Origin of the sequence: Nitrosomonas ureae (assembly GCF_001455205.1) — a bacterium.
Lineage (GTDB): Bacteria > Pseudomonadota > Gammaproteobacteria > Burkholderiales > Nitrosomonadaceae > Nitrosomonas > Nitrosomonas ureae.
In genome coordinates this window covers 2152142-2169168 of sequence record NZ_CP013341.1, presented here as the reverse complement: position 1 = coordinate 2169168, position 17027 = coordinate 2152142, and the positions used below count along the sequence as shown (strand labels likewise).

Annotated in this window: 15 protein-coding genes; 5 read left to right on the top strand and 10 right to left on the bottom strand. The window is 44.0% G+C overall.

Annotated elements, in window-relative coordinates; all coding sequences use genetic code 11:
- Positions 1-2 precede the first annotated feature (2 nt).
- Entirely contained in the window at positions 3-566 is a 564-nt protein-coding gene (locus ATY38_RS09880) for an RNA pyrophosphohydrolase (RefSeq protein WP_062559157.1), read from the bottom strand.
- Positions 567-774: 208 nt separating this feature from the next.
- Here ATY38_RS09880 and ATY38_RS09875 point away from each other — a divergent pair, with 208 nt between their 5' ends.
- Together ATY38_RS09875 and ATY38_RS09870 are read left to right on the top strand one after the other, a co-directional pair.
- Positions 775-2484 carry a proline--tRNA ligase gene (locus ATY38_RS09875; protein ID WP_062559156.1) on the top strand — a complete coding sequence of 570 codons (1710 nt, stop codon included), beginning with the start codon at positions 775-777 and terminating at the stop codon, positions 2482-2484.
- Positions 2472-3050, top strand: coding sequence for a lytic transglycosylase domain-containing protein (locus tag ATY38_RS09870; protein WP_062559155.1), 579 nt, complete (start codon positions 2472-2474; stop codon positions 3048-3050). The genes ATY38_RS09875 and ATY38_RS09870 overlap by 13 nt, the downstream gene beginning before the upstream one ends.
- Before the next feature lie 81 nt (positions 3051-3131).
- On the opposite strand, the gene ATY38_RS09865 is transcribed toward ATY38_RS09870, so the two are convergent.
- The 9 genes from ATY38_RS09865 to ATY38_RS09825 form a co-directional block, all read right to left on the bottom strand.
- Positions 3132-3596, bottom strand: a complete 465-nt coding sequence (locus ATY38_RS09865; protein WP_062559154.1) for a TlpA family protein disulfide reductase — start codon at positions 3594-3596, stop codon at positions 3132-3134.
- Positions 3597-3641: 45 nt separating this feature from the next.
- On the bottom strand, positions 3642-5174 hold the full coding sequence (locus ATY38_RS09860; RefSeq protein WP_062559153.1) for a 2-isopropylmalate synthase: 1533 nt from the start codon (positions 5172-5174) through the stop codon (positions 3642-3644).
- Between the two features lie 230 nt (positions 5175-5404).
- The gene (gene pssA, locus ATY38_RS09855) at positions 5405-6178 is read right to left on the bottom strand and encodes a CDP-diacylglycerol--serine O-phosphatidyltransferase (protein WP_062559152.1); all 774 of its coding nucleotides are present in this window, start codon (positions 6176-6178) and stop codon (positions 5405-5407) included.
- A gap of 153 nt (positions 6179-6331) precedes the next feature.
- Positions 6332-6982, bottom strand: a complete 651-nt coding sequence (locus ATY38_RS09850) for a phosphatidylserine decarboxylase (RefSeq protein ID WP_062559151.1) — start codon at positions 6980-6982, stop codon at positions 6332-6334.
- Positions 6983-7047: 65 nt separating this feature from the next.
- A complete protein-coding gene (ilvC, locus tag ATY38_RS09845) occupies positions 7048-8064 on the bottom strand; it encodes a ketol-acid reductoisomerase (RefSeq protein ID WP_062559150.1) in 1017 nt (338 codons plus the stop codon).
- A gap of 118 nt (positions 8065-8182) precedes the next feature.
- On the bottom strand, positions 8183-8674 hold the full coding sequence (ilvN, locus tag ATY38_RS09840; RefSeq protein ID WP_062559149.1) for an acetolactate synthase small subunit: 492 nt from the start codon (positions 8672-8674) through the stop codon (positions 8183-8185).
- Positions 8675-8681: 7 nt separating this feature from the next.
- Positions 8682-10385 (bottom strand): acetolactate synthase 3 catalytic subunit, encoded by a 1704-nt coding sequence (locus ATY38_RS09835; RefSeq protein ID WP_062559148.1) that lies wholly within the window; start codon positions 10383-10385, stop codon positions 8682-8684.
- 69 nt (positions 10386-10454) lie between these two features.
- Positions 10455-11930: a metalloprotease TldD gene (gene tldD, locus ATY38_RS09830; RefSeq protein ID WP_062559147.1), complete on the bottom strand. Its 1476-nt coding sequence runs from the start codon at positions 11928-11930 to the stop codon at positions 10455-10457.
- Positions 11931-12005: 75 nt separating this feature from the next.
- Positions 12006-12836, bottom strand: coding sequence for a carbon-nitrogen hydrolase family protein (locus ATY38_RS09825; RefSeq protein WP_013648030.1), 831 nt, complete (start codon positions 12834-12836; stop codon positions 12006-12008).
- A gap of 267 nt (positions 12837-13103) precedes the next feature.
- On the opposite strand from ATY38_RS09825, the gene glnE reads away from it, so the two are divergent.
- The 3 genes from glnE to ATY38_RS15850 all read left to right on the top strand — a co-directional run bounded on the left by glnE (position 13104) and on the right by ATY38_RS15850 (position 17001).
- Positions 13104-15896, top strand: a complete 2793-nt coding sequence (gene glnE / locus ATY38_RS09820) for a bifunctional [glutamate--ammonia ligase]-adenylyl-L-tyrosine phosphorylase/[glutamate--ammonia-ligase] adenylyltransferase (protein ID WP_062559146.1) — start codon at positions 13104-13106, stop codon at positions 15894-15896.
- A gap of 183 nt (positions 15897-16079) precedes the next feature.
- Entirely contained in the window at positions 16080-16565 is a 486-nt protein-coding gene (locus ATY38_RS09815) for a pilin (RefSeq protein ID WP_062559145.1), read from the top strand.
- A gap of 259 nt (positions 16566-16824) precedes the next feature.
- Positions 16825-17001: a DUF2442 domain-containing protein gene (locus ATY38_RS15850; protein WP_201011887.1), complete on the top strand. Its 177-nt coding sequence runs from the start codon at positions 16825-16827 to the stop codon at positions 16999-17001.
- Positions 17002-17027: the final 26 nt, after the last annotated feature.

Genomic DNA, 17027 nt, shown 5'->3' with positions numbered 1-17027 from the left:
TTTTATTCGTTCACTTCCAGCTGATCAGTCAAAGCCTTCCTGCCAACCCCCGCCGAAGTATCCACATCATAATAATCAGTACATTGACAAGGATCTGTTTTTAACAGGCGTGACAACTCTGTCAATGCTTGTTTATAAACTTTGCGTTTAAATTCCACAACCGAGTCTAACTCCACCCAATATTGATTCCAACGCCACGCATCAAATTCTGGATGGGTGCTTTGACGCAACGAAACATCGCTATCGCGCCCAACCAATCGCAGCAGATACCAGATCTGCTTCTGCCCTTTATAATTGCCACGCCATTCACGTCTAATCCATCGATCAGGCACTTCATATCTCAGCCAATCACGTGTACGCCCAACAATTTCAACATGATTCGGGCGTAACCCTATTTCTTCGCTCAGCTCTTTATACATAGCTTGCTCTGGACTTTCTCCAGACTTAATGCCTCCCTGTGGAAATTGCCAAGAATTCTGTCTAATACGCTTACCCCAAAAAACTTCGTTTCTTGAATTCAAGAGAATAATACCAACGTTGGGACGATATCCATTACGGTCAATCATATGAATTGTTCATTTGACCTATCAAATAGATGGATTTTTTCACACTTTACGATAGATTGAAAGCATTCATAACCCAAAAACAAAAACTCATGTCCTTTCATATCCGATTACCTAAATAAATCACAAGCGCATAATCCATAGGCTACTGCGCACTATAAACAAGCATTTCACGGTAAAATCATTATTTCTTATCATAATGGAATAGCTCATGCGCGTCTCACAATTTTTTGTTTCAACACTCAAAGAAGCACCCGCGGAAGCAGAGCTGATCAGCCACAAGCTTATGTTACGTGCCGGGCTCATCAAACGCCTTGGGAGTGGGCTATATACATGGATGCCACTGGGTTTGAGAGTTTTAAGAAAAATCGAAAACATTATACGTGAAGAAATGAACAACAGTGGCGCCATGGAGGTTTTAATGCCCGCTATACAACCTGCAGAATTATGGCAAGAAACTGGAAGATGGGATGTATTCGGACTGCAAATGCTAAAAATCAAAGATCGCCATAAACATGATTTCTGTTTTGGTCCCACTCACGAAGAAATCATTACCGATATTGTGCGCAAGGAAATCAAAAGCTATCGCCAGCTGCCACTCAATTTCTATCAAATACAAACTAAATTTCGTGATGAAATCAGACCCCGCTTTGGGGTAATGCGCGCACGCGAGTTTGTCATGAAAGATGCATACTCATTTCATACGAATGAAGATAGTTTAATGCAGACCTATCAGCTCATGTACGAGACCTACAGCCGTATTTTTACTCGCCTCGGATTGCAATTTCGTGCAGTCTCAGCTGATACGGGTGCTATAGGGGGTAGCGGCTCACATGAGTTTCACGTTTTAGCGGATTCTGGCGAGGATGCAATTGCATTCTGTCCTGATTCAGATTATGCGGCCAATATTGAATTGGCCAGTTCACCAACACCTCCTCAAAGCCCCAGCATTCCCGATGGCAACATGCAAAAAATTGCCACTCCGGGTAAAAGAACTTGTGCCGAGGTTGCAGAATTTTTAAAAATTCCACTGAACAAAACCTTAAAAACACTCGCTGTAAAAACTAATGATCGAATATTCTTATTATTATTACGTGGCGATCACCAATTGAACGAATTAAAAGTAAGAAAAATACCCTTTTTATCTGAATTTCAGTTAGCAAATGAAGAAGATATCCTAGATGAAACTGGAACGGTACCAGGATTTATCGGTCCGGTCGGGTTAAATACCTGCGTAATTGCAGATCAAGCAGTTATGAATATGAGCAATTTTGTTTGTGGTGCAAATGAAGAAGGTTTTCACTTGATGCATGTCAATTTTGATCGTGATCTCAAACTACCGGAATATATCTTTGATATAAGAAATGTGGTTACAGGTGATGCATCTCCTGATGGGAAGGGCACTTTAGAAATTTGCCGAGGAATAGAAGTAGGACATATTTTCCAATTACGCACGAAGTATTCTAAAATTATGAAAGCCACTTTTTTAGATGAATCCGGATGCACTCAACATATGGAAATGGGCTGTTACGGTATTGGTGTCTCACGTATTGTTGCTGCAGCCATTGAGCAAAACCATGATGAGCATGGTATTATTTTTCCTGCTGCAATAGCTCCATTTCAGCTAGCAATAATTCCGATCGGATTGCAGAAAAACCCTCAAGTAAGAGATATTGTTGAAAAACTTTATCAACAATTCTTGGATGCACGCATAGAAGTACTTTTAGACGATCGAGATGAACGTCCCGGCGTCATGTTTGCTGATATGGAACTAATAGGTATTCCACACCGAATCGTGATTGGAGAACGCGGACTCAAACAATCAATTATTGAATATCAAGGCCGGAAAGATCACTCTCCTCAAGCGATCTTTATTGATGAAATTTTTCCATTTATATCCACCAAACTATGCATAGATTAACCTTCGCAATACTCTTATTACTCATTCCCGGTCTCACTTATGCCAATAATCCGAGTTATGAACAGCTCGCTGCCAGTACGCAAACAATTATTCTGCATGAAACAAGTGATCAAGCTGCCTCATATATAGAATATGCAGCTATTGCAGATAATGTTACCTGGCTCATCAGCATGAGTCATCGTTTAGAAAGATACATTCCTGATCTAATCGAACGAGAGGATTTTTTAAGAACGGTTTATTATGAGGCAACACGAGCAGGGTTAGATCCCCAACTGGTACTAAGCGTCATTCAAGTTGAAAGTGGTTTTAAAAAATATGCCGTTTCTCATGCAGGCGCGCGCGGCTATATGCAAATCATGCCATTCTGGGTAGATGTCATCGGTCATCAGGATCACAATCTCTTTCACTTGCGCATGAATTTGCGTTATGGATGTACCATTCTTCGGCATTATCTCGATAAGGAAAATGGGGATTATTTCCGTGCGCTCGGAAGATATAACGGTAGCTTAGGGGAAGCTTTTTATCCACAACTTGTATTCAATAAATGGCGAACCACCTGGCGCTAAGCATCATTGCAATGGAATAAGCTTATAATCAAAAAATTTAACAATAAGAAACAGCTCCTGCAGAGCCAGTACGGGTATGTATTATTTCTTTTCCATTGATTTTGACTCAATAAATTTTTCGATATTCTCACGTGAAATAATGCCTAGCTGCCGTGCAGCTGGATGACCATCAGGATCGTAAAAATAAGTGCTGGGCAATAATGAAATCTCATCTAATTGCGAAGCAATTTTGCGATCACCTAATACGATAGGATAGTTGATTGATAGAGAACGCACAAAGCTCATAATTTCTTGTGGATCACTATAATCCATCGCAACGCCAATAATCATAATATCTTTACGATCTTGATACAGAGAAATCAAATCAGGAATTTCTTTAAGACAGGGAGCGCACCAGGTCGCCCAGAAATTAATCAATACCCAGCGCCCTTTATAGTCCTCAAGCTTATGAAGCTCACCTGTTGCATCTTTAAATTGAAATGCCTGCACTTGAAAGGTTAGGAATAAAACTAATGTACAAACCGATAGGTTGAATTTATTTTTCATCGCATCAAGATAAGCATCTAATATTTATAAAAAACTTAAGTATAACTACACCTGAGGATGTGCCCGTTCCAGTTTACTGCATAGCTTATTTAATGCGCTCAGATATGCTTTTGCAGAAGCCACGACAATATCGGTATCTGCGCCATGCCCATTAACAATACGATCAGATTTTTGCAATCGCACAGTTACTTCGCCTTGCGCATCAGTACCACTGGTGATATTGTTCACGGAATACAGTTGCAGCTTCGCCTCGCTCGAAAGCAATTTCTCAATCGCACGGAAAGTGGCATCTACGGGACCGCTTCCTTCTGCATCAGCACTCATTTCATTTCCGTTATCCGAAATCACCACACGTGCGTAAGGGATCTCACCCGTTTCACTATGCACAATCAACGAGATTAGCCGGAAGCATTCATGCAACACTAACTCCTCATCCGAAACCAGTGCATGAAGATCTTCATCGAATATTTCATGTTTCTTATCGGCCAATTCCTTGAAGCGCATGAAAGTATTATTAAGCATCTCTTCGGATTCCAACTCGATGCCAAGTTCCATTAGACGATTCCGAAAAGCGTTACGCCCCGAATGCTTTCCCAGCAATAATTTGTTTGCACCCCAACCCACATCTTCTGCACGCATGATTTCATACGTCTCACGGTGTTTCAATACGCCATCTTGATGAATACCCGATTCATGGGCAAAAGCATTCGCACCGACTATCGCTTTATTGGGTTGTACTGGAAAACCGGTGATACCTGAAACCAGTTTACTTGCCGAAACAATATGTGTTGTATCAATCCTCGTATCACAAGGGAAATAATCCTGGCGGGTACGAACAGCCATCACGATTTCTTCCAATGCCGCATTACCCGCTCTTTCCCCCAAGCCATTGATGGTACATTCAACTTGCCGCGCGCCATTCATCACCGCAGTCAATGAATTAGCCACAGCCAGTCCTAAATCATTGTGGCAATGAACCGAGAAAATTGCCTTATCTGAATTCGGAACGCGCTCACGTAAATTCCGAATAAGCGTCCCGAACTGATCCGGCATGGTATAACCAACGGTATCAGGAATGTTAACCGTGGTTGCCCCCGCATCAATCACAGCCTCAAGTATCTGACACAAGAAATCTAATTCTGATCGGCCAGCATCTTCGGGAGAAAACTCAACATTATCGGTATATTGACGTGCCCATTTCACAGCTTTCACAGCTTGAGTTATTACCTGATCAGGTGACATTCGCAATTTTTTCTTCATATGAACCGGTGATGTGGCGATAAAAGTATGAATACGCGCTGATTGCGCACCCTTTAACGCCTCACCCGTACGTTGAATATCAGTTTCAATCGCACGCGCTAACCCACACACCATGCTATCCTTGACTGAGTCAGCAACTGCTTTCACAGCCTCAAAATCTCCATTTGATGCTGCTGGAAAACCTGCTTCGATAACATCCACACCCATGCGCTCCAGTTGCCAAGCAATACGCACCTTTTCTTCTTTAGTCATGGATGCACCCGGACTTTGCTCACCATCACGCAACGTTGTGTCAAAAATAATCAAATGCTCTTGCATTTTGCTCTCCACATGAAGAAGAAATCTTAAAGTAAGATAAAATTCGCTATTCGAATTTTATAGGGAAGAAAGAAAATTAGGGAGGGAAAATTTAGCGCGCAAGGCGCAATAACAGACACGCTAGTGCCGTAATCGAAACTGCAAACAGGGAGAAAAAGCGTTTATCATTTTTTTCAAACATCATGATTGAAAATATAATTAGTTTTTCCTTCGAATGCAAGAGGCAAACTTCAGGAGTTAATTGTTTCACTACTTCTTTTGCTTCTACCAAAGCGCCATAATTTAATGAAATATCCCGAAAATGCATATGCTGCGAATAAAAAAAACAAAACCAAAGGCGGATGACTGGGTATCAATACAAAGAAAAACAAAACCAATAATAGTACTGTAAAGAAGGGGACTCTTCGACGTAGATTTATCTCTTTCCCGCTGTAATACGGGATATTACTCACCATAGTAAATGCAGCAAACAGTGTAACGATACTTGCCAGCCATTTAACATCACTACCTTGTATCTGAAAATTAATCGTCACCCAAACAAGCCCCGCTATCAGCGCAGCAGCAGCAGGGCTGGGCAGACCCTGGAAAAAGCGTTTATCAACCACTTCGATATTAGTATTGAATCGTGCAAGCCGTAAGGCTGCACATGCACAGTATATAAATGCGACAATCCAGCCCCACTGATCCATTTCTTTCAAGGCCCATTCGTATACTATCAACGCAGGTGCAACACCAAATGAAACCATATCCGACATGCTATCGTATTCGGCACCGAACTCACTTTGAGTTCCAGTAAGGCGTGCCACTCGACCATCTAGTCCGTCAAGAACCATCGCAATAAAGACAGCAATTGCCGAATACTCAAAATTCCCATTCATGGCTTGCACAATGGCATAAAATCCAGCAAACAATGCTGCTGTCGTGAATAAATTCGGTAATAGATAGATACCACGCCTGCGTAATCTAGACTTGAGTACAGTGCGTTCTGATATGGAATCGGGCATTATTAGTTAATTAAAGAAAAGCAGATAGTGATAAGAACAATCAATGGATCATTGATTCAAAAACACCGTAGAGAAACAACATAAAAAGAGCCTTTGACAATAAAATTCTACTTGAATGTAGAAAGAATCCACTTATTAACTTACCATTTTGAATTATTCTTCTCGAAACTCAGCCAGAATTGTCAATGTTGCTGACACTTTATCGCCTATATTGACATTAATTTTAGTATTCAATGGTAAATATACATCCACTCTCGAACCAAAACGTATAAACCCAAAACGTTGCCCTCGCGTCATATGATCACCCGGCGATACTTGACAAAGAATCCGTTTCGCAATGAGTCCAGCTACCTGAACACAAGTCACATCGGCACCATTATCAGCTTTAATCCATAATGCATTGCGCTCATTCTCCAACGATGCTTTGGGTAAATCCGCATTCACGAATTTACCCGGGAAATACCATTTATCACGTATTTCACCATCAATAGGGCTACGATTGGAATGCACATTAAATACATTCATAAATACGCTGATTTTGACAGCTTCCCGCTCCAAATAAGGATCCTGAGTTTTCTCAACTGCAACAATTCTGCCATCTGCCGGTGCCAATATGGCATTGCGATTAGATGGCACTTCTCTCGGTGGATCACGAAAAAACTGCAAAACGAAAAAAGCAATCACCCAGAAAGGTATTGACCAGAGCCAACCAACCAGAAACAGTGCACCGAGTGCGGCAGAAAATGCAATCGCGATATGCAACCAGCCTTCGCGAGCAATAATAGGATGAGGATAATAAGCCATAAATAAATTACTACGATAGCTCCGTAAATAAAAAAGAAATTGGAATTCTAATATGAAATAATTAGTTAATTTTTACCTTGATCAACAAGTTTATTCTTCTTGATCCATGGCATCATATCACGCAACTTAGCACCCACTTGTTCAATGGGATGCTCGGATGCAATACGACGACTTGATTTAAGTACCGGTGCACCTGCCTGATTCTCGAGAATAAATTCCTTTGCATACTCACCGGTTTGAATCTGATGCAAGATTTTCCGCATTTCGGCACGCGTTTCGTCAGTAATAATACGTGGCCCACGGGACACGTCGCCATATTCAGCATTGTTGGAAATGGAATAACGCATATTTGCGATACCACCTTCATAAATCAGATCAACAATTAGCTTAACTTCATGTAAACATTCGAAATAAGCCATCTCCGGAGCATACCCGGCTTCCACCAGTGTTTCAAAACCGGCCTGAATCAGCGCAGTTAAACCACCGCATAATACAACTTGCTCCCCGAACAAATCCGTTTCAGTTTCTTCTCGGAAATTAGTTTCTATCACACCCCCACGAGTACCTCCATTGGCAGCCGCATAAGATAATGCCAGATCGCGTGCTTTACCTGATTTATTCTGATGCACCGCTATCAATGTCGGTACGCCACCTCCCTGCAAATAAGTTGAACGCACTAAATGACCTGGCCCCTTGGGTGCGATCATAATGACATCCAGATCTTCACGTGGCGTTACCTGCCCATAATGAACATTAAAGCCATGGGCAAAAGCCAATGTTGCATTTTTTTTCAACCCCGGCTCAATTTCCTTTTTATATACCGAACCAATTTCCTCATCGGGTAATAAGACCATCACAACATCTGCATTTTTAACCGCATCAGCAACTTCCTTAACTTTTAAGCCTGCTTTTTCCGCCTTACTCCAGGAGCCTCCGCCCTTGCGCAAACCTACGGTAACCTTAACACCTGATTCACTCAGATTATTGGCATGGGCATGTCCTTGTGAACCATAGCCCAATATAGTTACTTTTTTTCCTTTTATGAGAGATAAATCGGCGTCTTTATCGTAATAAACTTTCATTATTTTCCTTTTAAACAAAATTAGGGTAAAACAGGGGAGCAATAAAGAGAAAACTTCTTAACGAATTGAATACTCTGGATTACTAACCTTGAGATCCGCGTAAATTGGCAATTGCGGATTATACCTTTAAAATCCATTCTCCGCGCCCTATACCGGAAGCGCCGGTTCGCACGGTTTCGAGTACTGCACTGGATTCAATAGCTTCAAGAAATGCATCCAATTTCTCGCTGGTACCTGTTAGTTCAATAGTATAAGATTTATCCGTAACATCGATGATAGAGCCACGAAAAATTTCAGCTAATCGCTTAATCTCCTCACGTTGCGCATCAACCGCACGCACTTTCACCAGCATTAATTCACGCTCGATATGATTTCCATCGCTCAAATCTATAATTTTTACCACTTCGATCAGTTTATTCAATTGCTTGGTCACTTGCTCCACGACTTCATCCGATCCGACGGTTACCAGTGTCATTCGTGATAAAGTTGGATCTTCAGTGGGTGCAACTGAAAGCGATTCAATATTATAACCACGCGCTGAAAAAAGGCCTGCTACACGAGACAAAGCGCCCGCCTCGTTTTCCATTAATAACGAAATAATATGTCGCATTTATTTTCTATACCAGAATCATTTCAGAGAGCCCCTTACCGCCTGGCACCATGGGAAAAACATTTTCAGACTGATCCGTAATAAAATCCATAAAAACCAACTGATCTTTAAGCTTAAATGATTCTTTTAAAGCATCTCCGATATCTTCCGGTTTTTCGATTTTCATTCCGATATGTCCATAACTTTCGGCCAGTTTTACAAAATCAGGCAGCGCATTCATATACGATTCTGCATAGCGATTCCCGTGAAAAAATTCTTGCCACTGCCTAACCATCCCCATGTAACGATTATTCAGGTTAATAATTTTCAGCGGCAATTTATACTGCTTGCAGGTTGATAACTCCTGAATGCACATCTGGATACTCGCTTCACCAGTAACACAAGCCACTTTCCCATTCGGATTTGCCAATTGCACTCCCATTGCGGCAGGCATGCCAAATCCCATCGTCCCCAATCCACCGGAATTGATCCAACGCCGAGGCTTGTCAAACTTATAAAACTGCGCTGCCCACATTTGATGCTGACCGACATCTGAAGTTATAAACGCATCGCCTTTAGTAATCTCGAATAATTTCTCGATCACCATCTGCGGTTTGATGATCTTGCTCTTGCGATCAAATTTCAGGCAATCCCGCTCACGCCATAAATCAATCTGTTTCCACCATTCTTTCAATGCAACATGATCCGGTTTATCTTTCTCAGTTTTAAGTAACTTGATTAATTCCTTGAGTACATCCAAAACATCGCCAACAATTGGTATATCTACTCTTACGCGTTTTGAAATTGATGATGGATCAATATCAATATGAATAATTTTCCTGTTTTCATTAAAAAAGTGCTTGGGATTACCAATGACGCGATCATCAAATCGGGCACCCACAGCTATCAGGACATCACAATATTGCATCGCCATGTTCGCTTCATAAGTACCATGCATCCCTAACATACCCAATGATTGCTTATCAGTTGCTGGATATCCTCCCAATCCCATCAGCGTATTGGTGCAAGGAAAATTCAGCATTTGCGTCATCTCGGTCAATTGTGGCGCAGCATCACTTAATATCACCCCTCCACCCGCATAAACCACTGGACGCTTAGCACTGAGGATCAATTCGACGGCTTTTTTAATCTGCTTGGCATGACCTTTCGTCACAGGATTATAAGAACGCATTGATACTTTGTCAGGATATACAAATTTGGTTTTTTGCTGCGATACATCTTTCGGAATATCTACTAGCACGGGACCCGGGCGGCCTGTCGATGCAATGTAAAAGGCTTTCTTAATCGTATGCGCCAGTTCTGTGATATCTTTCACCAGAAAATTGTGTTTGACACAAGGCCGTGTAATCCCAACAGTATCCACTTCCTGAAATGCATCCAAACCAATAGCGTTAGTAGGTACCTGACCGCTGATTACCACCATCGGTATCGAATCCATATAAGCCGTGGCAATACCAGTCACTGCATTGGTTACACCGGGACCGGAAGTCACCAGCGCTACCCCCACTTTATTGCTGGAACGTGCATAACCATCCGCCGCATGTATCGCTGCCTGTTCGTGGCGCACCAGAATATGCCGCACCTTATCCTGCTTAAACAATTCATCATAAATAAATAATACAGCCCCGCCAGGATAACCGAAAATACACTTTACACCTTCTTCCTGCAAACACCGTATGGTAATTTCAGCACCGGTCAATTCCGCGCTCATGCTTTTTGCATCCCAATGTTAATTCAACAAGTTAAAAATATTTCAACAGCAAAGTTTCATATCGTGCCGTCAAACACCTGTACCACCCACTGTCAGCCCATCAATCCGTAGTGTTGGCTGTCCAACGCCCACCGGAACGCTCTGGCCTTCTTTACCACAGGTACCCACCCCTGGATCCAATAGCATATCATTACCAATCATCGACACTCTTGTCAGCACATCAGGTCCATTACCAATCAGAGTTGCCCCCTTAACCGGATAGGTAATTTTTCCGTCTTCAATCATATAAGCCTCCGCAGCGGAAAAAACAAATTTTCCGCTGGTAATATCGACTTGTCCACCGCCAAAATTCGCAGCATATAGACCGTGTTTCACTGAAGCTATTATTTCTGCCGGATCCTTATCGCCATTTAGCATATACGTATTGGTCATGCGTGGCATGGGGATATGTGCGAAAGATTCACGCCGACCATTGCCGGTCACCGGAGAATCCATCAATCGGGCATTCAAACTATCCTGCAGATAGCCTTTAAGTATGCCATCCTCTATCAATACAGTACATTGGGTCGGGTTACCCTCATCATCAATATTTAACGATCCTCGCCTGCGTGGAATTGTTCCATCATCGACTACCGTTACACCGGGTGCTGCGACACGCTCACCAATTCGCCCTGAGAAAGCGGAGCTACCTTTGCGATTAAAATCTCCTTCCAGACCATGGCCAATCGCTTCATGCAGTAATATCCCAGGCCAACCACTGCCCAAGACGACCGTCATAGTGCCGGCAGGCGCCGGACGAGCATCAAGATTGATGATTGCCTGATGCACAGCTTTTTGAGCATAGTCCTGCAAAATTTCATCGGTAAAATAAGCGTAATTGAAGCGCCCGCCACCGCCAGCAACGCCTTGCTCACGACGACCATTTTCCTCGGCAATCACCTGCAAAGACAATCTCACCAGCGGTCTCACATCAGCTGCAAGCAATCCATCGCTTCGGGTTACCAATATAACCTCATATTCACCGGCGAGCGATGCCACTACTTGAGTAACCCTGCGATCAAGTTGTCGCGTATAGCGTTCAATTTTTTCCAACAACGCTACTTTTTCCGCATCCCTAAGACTTACTATCGGATCTTCAGGCAAATACAATTGAGTTTGCCGATCCATTACGCCATTACGTTTTGCTATTTGCACGGAATGCATGGCGCCCTGATTAGCAATGGCTCGTGTTGCCTGTGCCGCCGAAACCAGTGCAGGCATACTGATATCATCGGAATAAGCAAAGCCGGTTTTTTCTCCGCTGATCGCACGAACTCCAACACCTTGTTCAATATTGAAGCTGCCTGACTTGACGATACCTTCTTCCAGCATCCAACCTTCCGAGCGGCTATATTGAAAGTACAAATCCGCATAATCAATCTTATGCGTGAGTATTTGGCCCAACACGCGCTGCAATCCTGCAGTATCAATATCGTAGGGCGTCAATAAGCAACGATCTGCAATTGCAATAAACTCTCTGGATTCTGTCATGGATTCAATGGTCATTATATTCCGTTTATGTTGCTCAATAGAGCATGCGCCAGCCGAATAAGGCTGATTCAGTGCACAAAGCACTTTAATTTAACAAGGCTGTAAAGTTCGATGATCCAGCGCTGGCAAATTTGCCCGCAAACTGGTCTGGTAATCCGGGTCAATGGTTGCCACCACTGCACCGGAACCGCGTGGCAGACGCTCCATTACCACCCCCCAGGGGTCAACGATCATGCTATCTCCATTGGTTTCGCGCCCACTCACGTGATATCCCCCCTGTCCGGGCGCAATCACATAGGCCATATTTTCAACCGCACGTGCACGCACCAATACTTCCCAATGCGCTTTTCCGGTAATTGCGGTAAACGCCGCAGGCGCAAGGATAATATCGACATTCCTCATGAGGCGAAACAGCTCCGGAAACCGCAAATCGTAGCATATCGATAAACCGATACGTCCAAAAGGCGACTCCACAGTCACTACTTTGTCTCCCGCTTTAATGGTTTTTTCCTCGGCATAATGTTCTTGCCCCAATTGCAATCCGAACAAATGAATTTTGTCGTAACGCGCAACTTGCTCTCCACTATCCGCATAAACCAGGCAGCTATTATAAACTTTGTCCGGATCCGGTGATGCCAATGGCACTGACCCTCCCACCAACCATATTCCTAAACGTTTTGCCGTATCACTGAGAAATTTCTGGATCTGTCCATCTCCTGGCTGCTCTCGAATCGCCAACTTATCCGTATCTTTCATCCCCATGATACAAAAATACTCGGGCAAGACGACCAGCTTGGCCTGTTGTGAAACAGCATCTTCTATCAGACGCGCTGCTTCTTCCAAATTCGCAGTCACGCTTGGGCCCGAGGCCATTTGAATCGCAGCTACACGAAACCCCTGGTGTTTCTCATTTTCCTTCATAGATCGTTGTTAAGCCATGTACTTTTCTGTGGTAAAACGCTTTGATTATTTGAATCCGCAGCAATATACGAAGTATCGGTAAATTGCGCTATTGAACTCTCATTTTTATCAAGCACCTTTTTCTTTTTTGTTAATTATTCCATATAAAATCATGGATTCATATTATTATGCAGAATTCTAGCATTTACTCTGATAACGTTGTATTTTGATTTTGCTTAACCTTGTCTTAGCAAGGTTGGATTACAATAAAAAATTAACCGTTCAACAATGGACACCACCGATCACTCCCCAGACGCAGCACTGGCTGCGGCCCTACCCTTCAGTCGCTACGCGCAACGCCTGTTGGAAAGCGAACCTGCACAAAAAAATGTATTGCTGAAAACCCTTCAGTTTCCTCTCCAAAAAGTTGAGATGCAAACATTCCTTGCCTCTTACGCCAAACATATCACGGATGAGAAAACTTTACACAGCGTACTACGCAATTTACGCAAACAAACCCTACTTCGTTTATTTATCCGCGACATTAATGGTCAGGCCGATTTATATGAAGTCATGCGCTGCATGACCGAGCTTGCCGAAGTCACGATCAATTTCGCGCTTCAGTACCATGAAAACTGGATGACACAACCTGATCGCTTCGGGTTACCGCGAGGCGAGCATAGCCATAACATTCAACACCTGTTGGTTGTCGCCATGGGCAAACTGGGCGGCGGCGAGCTCAACGTATCATCCGATGTGGATTTAATCTTTATCTATCCGGAAGAGGGTGAAACCGATGGCGCCAAACCAATTTCGAACCATGAATTCTTCGCCCGCCTGGGACGTAAACTGATCGCCAGTCTTAATGATTTTACCGTAGACGGGTATGTATTCCGAGTCGACATGCGCTTGCGCCCACATGGTGAGAACAGTCCGTTAGCCATCAGTTTCCCCATGCTGGAAGAATATTTCATTAAACAAGGCAGGGAATGGGAACGTCACGCCTGGATCAAAGGCCGAATCATCGCCAGCCACGCTGATGCCGAAACCCAATCGATCCTGATGGAAAAAATAGTCAGGCCTTTTGTATTCCGGAAATATCTGGATTTCAACGCGTACGCATCGATGCGCAGCCTGCATGCGCAATTGCGCAAGGAAGTCGAGCGCCGCGAAATGCACGACAATATCAAACTGGGTCCTGGCGGCATTCGTGAAATAGAATTTATCACACAGGTTTTTCAATTAATCCGCGGCGGCCGCGACGTTGATCTGTGCATTCGCCCCACACTCAGTGTCTTGCAACGCCTGAGAAATAAGCAACAACTGCCGGAACATGCGATCACACAACTCATAGATGCTTATCACTTCCTGCGCAAACTGGAACACCGCCTGCAATACCTGGATGATCAGCAAACGCAAACATTGCCCTTGAATCCGGACGATCAGCAGTTGATCGCAAGCAGCATGGGTTTCCGGAGCTATGCCGACTTTATGCATCAATTAAATATTCATCGAAGAGACGTAACGCGTCACTTTGAGCTCATTTTTGCCGCTCCCAAGAAATCGCACACGCACGACACGCTGGCTTATCTGTGGCAGACCAAGGCACAGGATACCTCCAAAACCGAAGCTGCCGCCTCACAATTGAGCACAATGGGATTCACCGAGCCGGAAAAAGTGTCCGAACGGCTCCGGCTGTTTTATCAGAGTACTTTTTATCATCAATTGCCTGAATTTAACCGGCAACAGATCAATACCCTGGTTCCTTTGTTAATTGAAGCAGTCGCCAAGCTCCCACCGATTGAAACCACGCTTGAGCGCATGCTGCAGCTGCTCGAGAAGATCAGCGCGCAAACTTCTTATCTGGCGCTGCTACTGGAGCATCCTCATACCCTGCAGCGGGCCGCGGAACTGGCCAGTATCAGCCAGTGGGCCAGCGACTATCTGGGACGTCACCCCATTCTAATGGATGAGTTACTGCGTCGCGATGTACCGCACCCGGAGCCGGATTGGGCAGCACTCAATCACGATCTTATGTATCAATTGAATCATGTCAATAATCCCAAAAATGACGTAATCGAATGGCAAATGGATGTCTTGCGGCATTTTCAGCATGCGCAAGTGTTCCGGCTATTGGTCACCGATCTGGAAGGCTCGCTATTGCTTGAAACGCTGAGCGATCATCTGACCGCCCTGGCCGATTTGATTCTGGACAATGTATTGAAGCTGGCCTGGGTAGGTTTAAAAAAACGCCACCGGGAGACACCGGCATTTGCGATTATCGGCTATGGTAAATTGGGCGGGAAAGAACTGGGCTATGCCTCCGATCTTGATATGATATTTTTGTATCAGGATGATCATCCCGATGCGGCGGAAATTTATACCAAACTGGGGCAAAGCATCAATGCCTGGCTCACTCGCCACACATCGGCCGGCTTACTGTATGAAACCGATCTGCGCTTGCGCCCGAATGGCGCAACCGGTTTGCTGGTCAACTCGATGGATGCTTTCGCGCAATACCAGCATGAACAAGCCTGGGTATGGGAACATCAGGCATTGACCCGGGCACGTTTCGTAGTGGGCGACCCACACGCCGGGAAAGTGTTTGAAAACACCCGCAAAGAAATTCTATGTAACACACGCGATGTAATCCAACTCAAGCAAGAAATTCTGAAAATGCGCGAGAAAATGCTGGACGTTCATCCCAACCCAACTGCTTTGTTCGATATCAAGCATGATCGCGGCGGTATCATCGATGTTGAATTCATCGTGCAATACCTGGTTCTGGGTTATGCCTGCCAATATCCGCAACTTACTGGAAATATCGGCAACATTGCGCTATTAAAACTGGCCGGGGAACTCGGGCTGATCTCGACCAACACCGCGGAGCAAGTACGCTCGGCGTACCGGGAATTCCGTCGTATCCAGCATCGCCTGAGATTAAATGATGACGCGGACATGACCGGTAACGCACCGAACGATGGACAAACACAGAAATTTGCCCGGGTCGACGGCAGCCATTTGAAAAACGATCGCACGGCCGTGCTGGCGCTATGGGAAGAAGTCTTTGGTCAGAAATAAAGCCCATCCGGCTTAAATCGATCACACTCCTATGTGCGATCCATGCAACGAATAACAATGGCAAGTCGATAAACGGATATTTATTTTGCTAGAATATTCTTAAAATGAAAATTCTGGCACGATTTCTGCTTATGAAGCATCACACACACTGTGTGCCCTAATCAACCAAAAGGAGAACAACAAATGCAACATGCACAAAAAGGTTTCACATTGATTGAATTGATGATCGTTGTCGCTATTATCGGTATTCTGGCTGCAGTGGCAGTGCCTGCTTATCAAAGCTACACTCTAAAAGCACGATTTTCTGAAGTTATCGTAGCAAGCTCTCCTATTAAGTTAGCAGTGGAAATATGTGCACAGAATGGAAGTTGTTCAGCGGGTGCTAACTTTACAGCAATCTCAGTAGCTGCTGGTGTACCCGATGCTGCGGCAATTGCTGCTGGCATTCCCGGTATCGCAACATCTGCAGCAAACTCTCCGTTTGATCCAGCTGGAGTTGCGCTTACAGTTGCAGGTGGCGTAGCAACATTAGTACTCACTCCCAGGGCTGTAAATGGAATTGCTGCAACAGATACCTATCAAATGACTGGCACCCTCGGAGCAGATGGAAAAATAGCTTGGGTCAAAGGCGGAGGCTGTTTAACTCGTGCAGCTGGTGCCATTTGCTAATACAGATTTAGTTTGTAAGGCGCAATGCTTGATGGACATTGCGCCTTTTTCATTTCTCCTTCAGAATATCGAGCACCCCTAAAAACCCAAATAAATCGAATAGTTCTCGCCGAGAGCTTTTGATTTAAGTGACATCTCAAGCTTAATAAAAAGTCCGTAGTATTGATCAACGAGGATTACTCACACTATTCGGGATAATCCATGCGGGATATCTAAGACATCATCAGTAAACATCAACTGCAATTAAGAGAAACATGTAATGCATACTTCCATGATGTTAAATGGTAATTCCTTCGGCAGAAAAGGACACGAAACACACTGGGAAGACCTTGATGAAGCTATCCGTGTTGAAGGATTACTGGCGGGCAAACCTTCGGGTGAAAGTCAAATATCCTTCAAGAAATGGCTGAAAAACCGATCGTCCCGCCCGGTATAAAATAGCAATTCATTGTTGGCTTACTT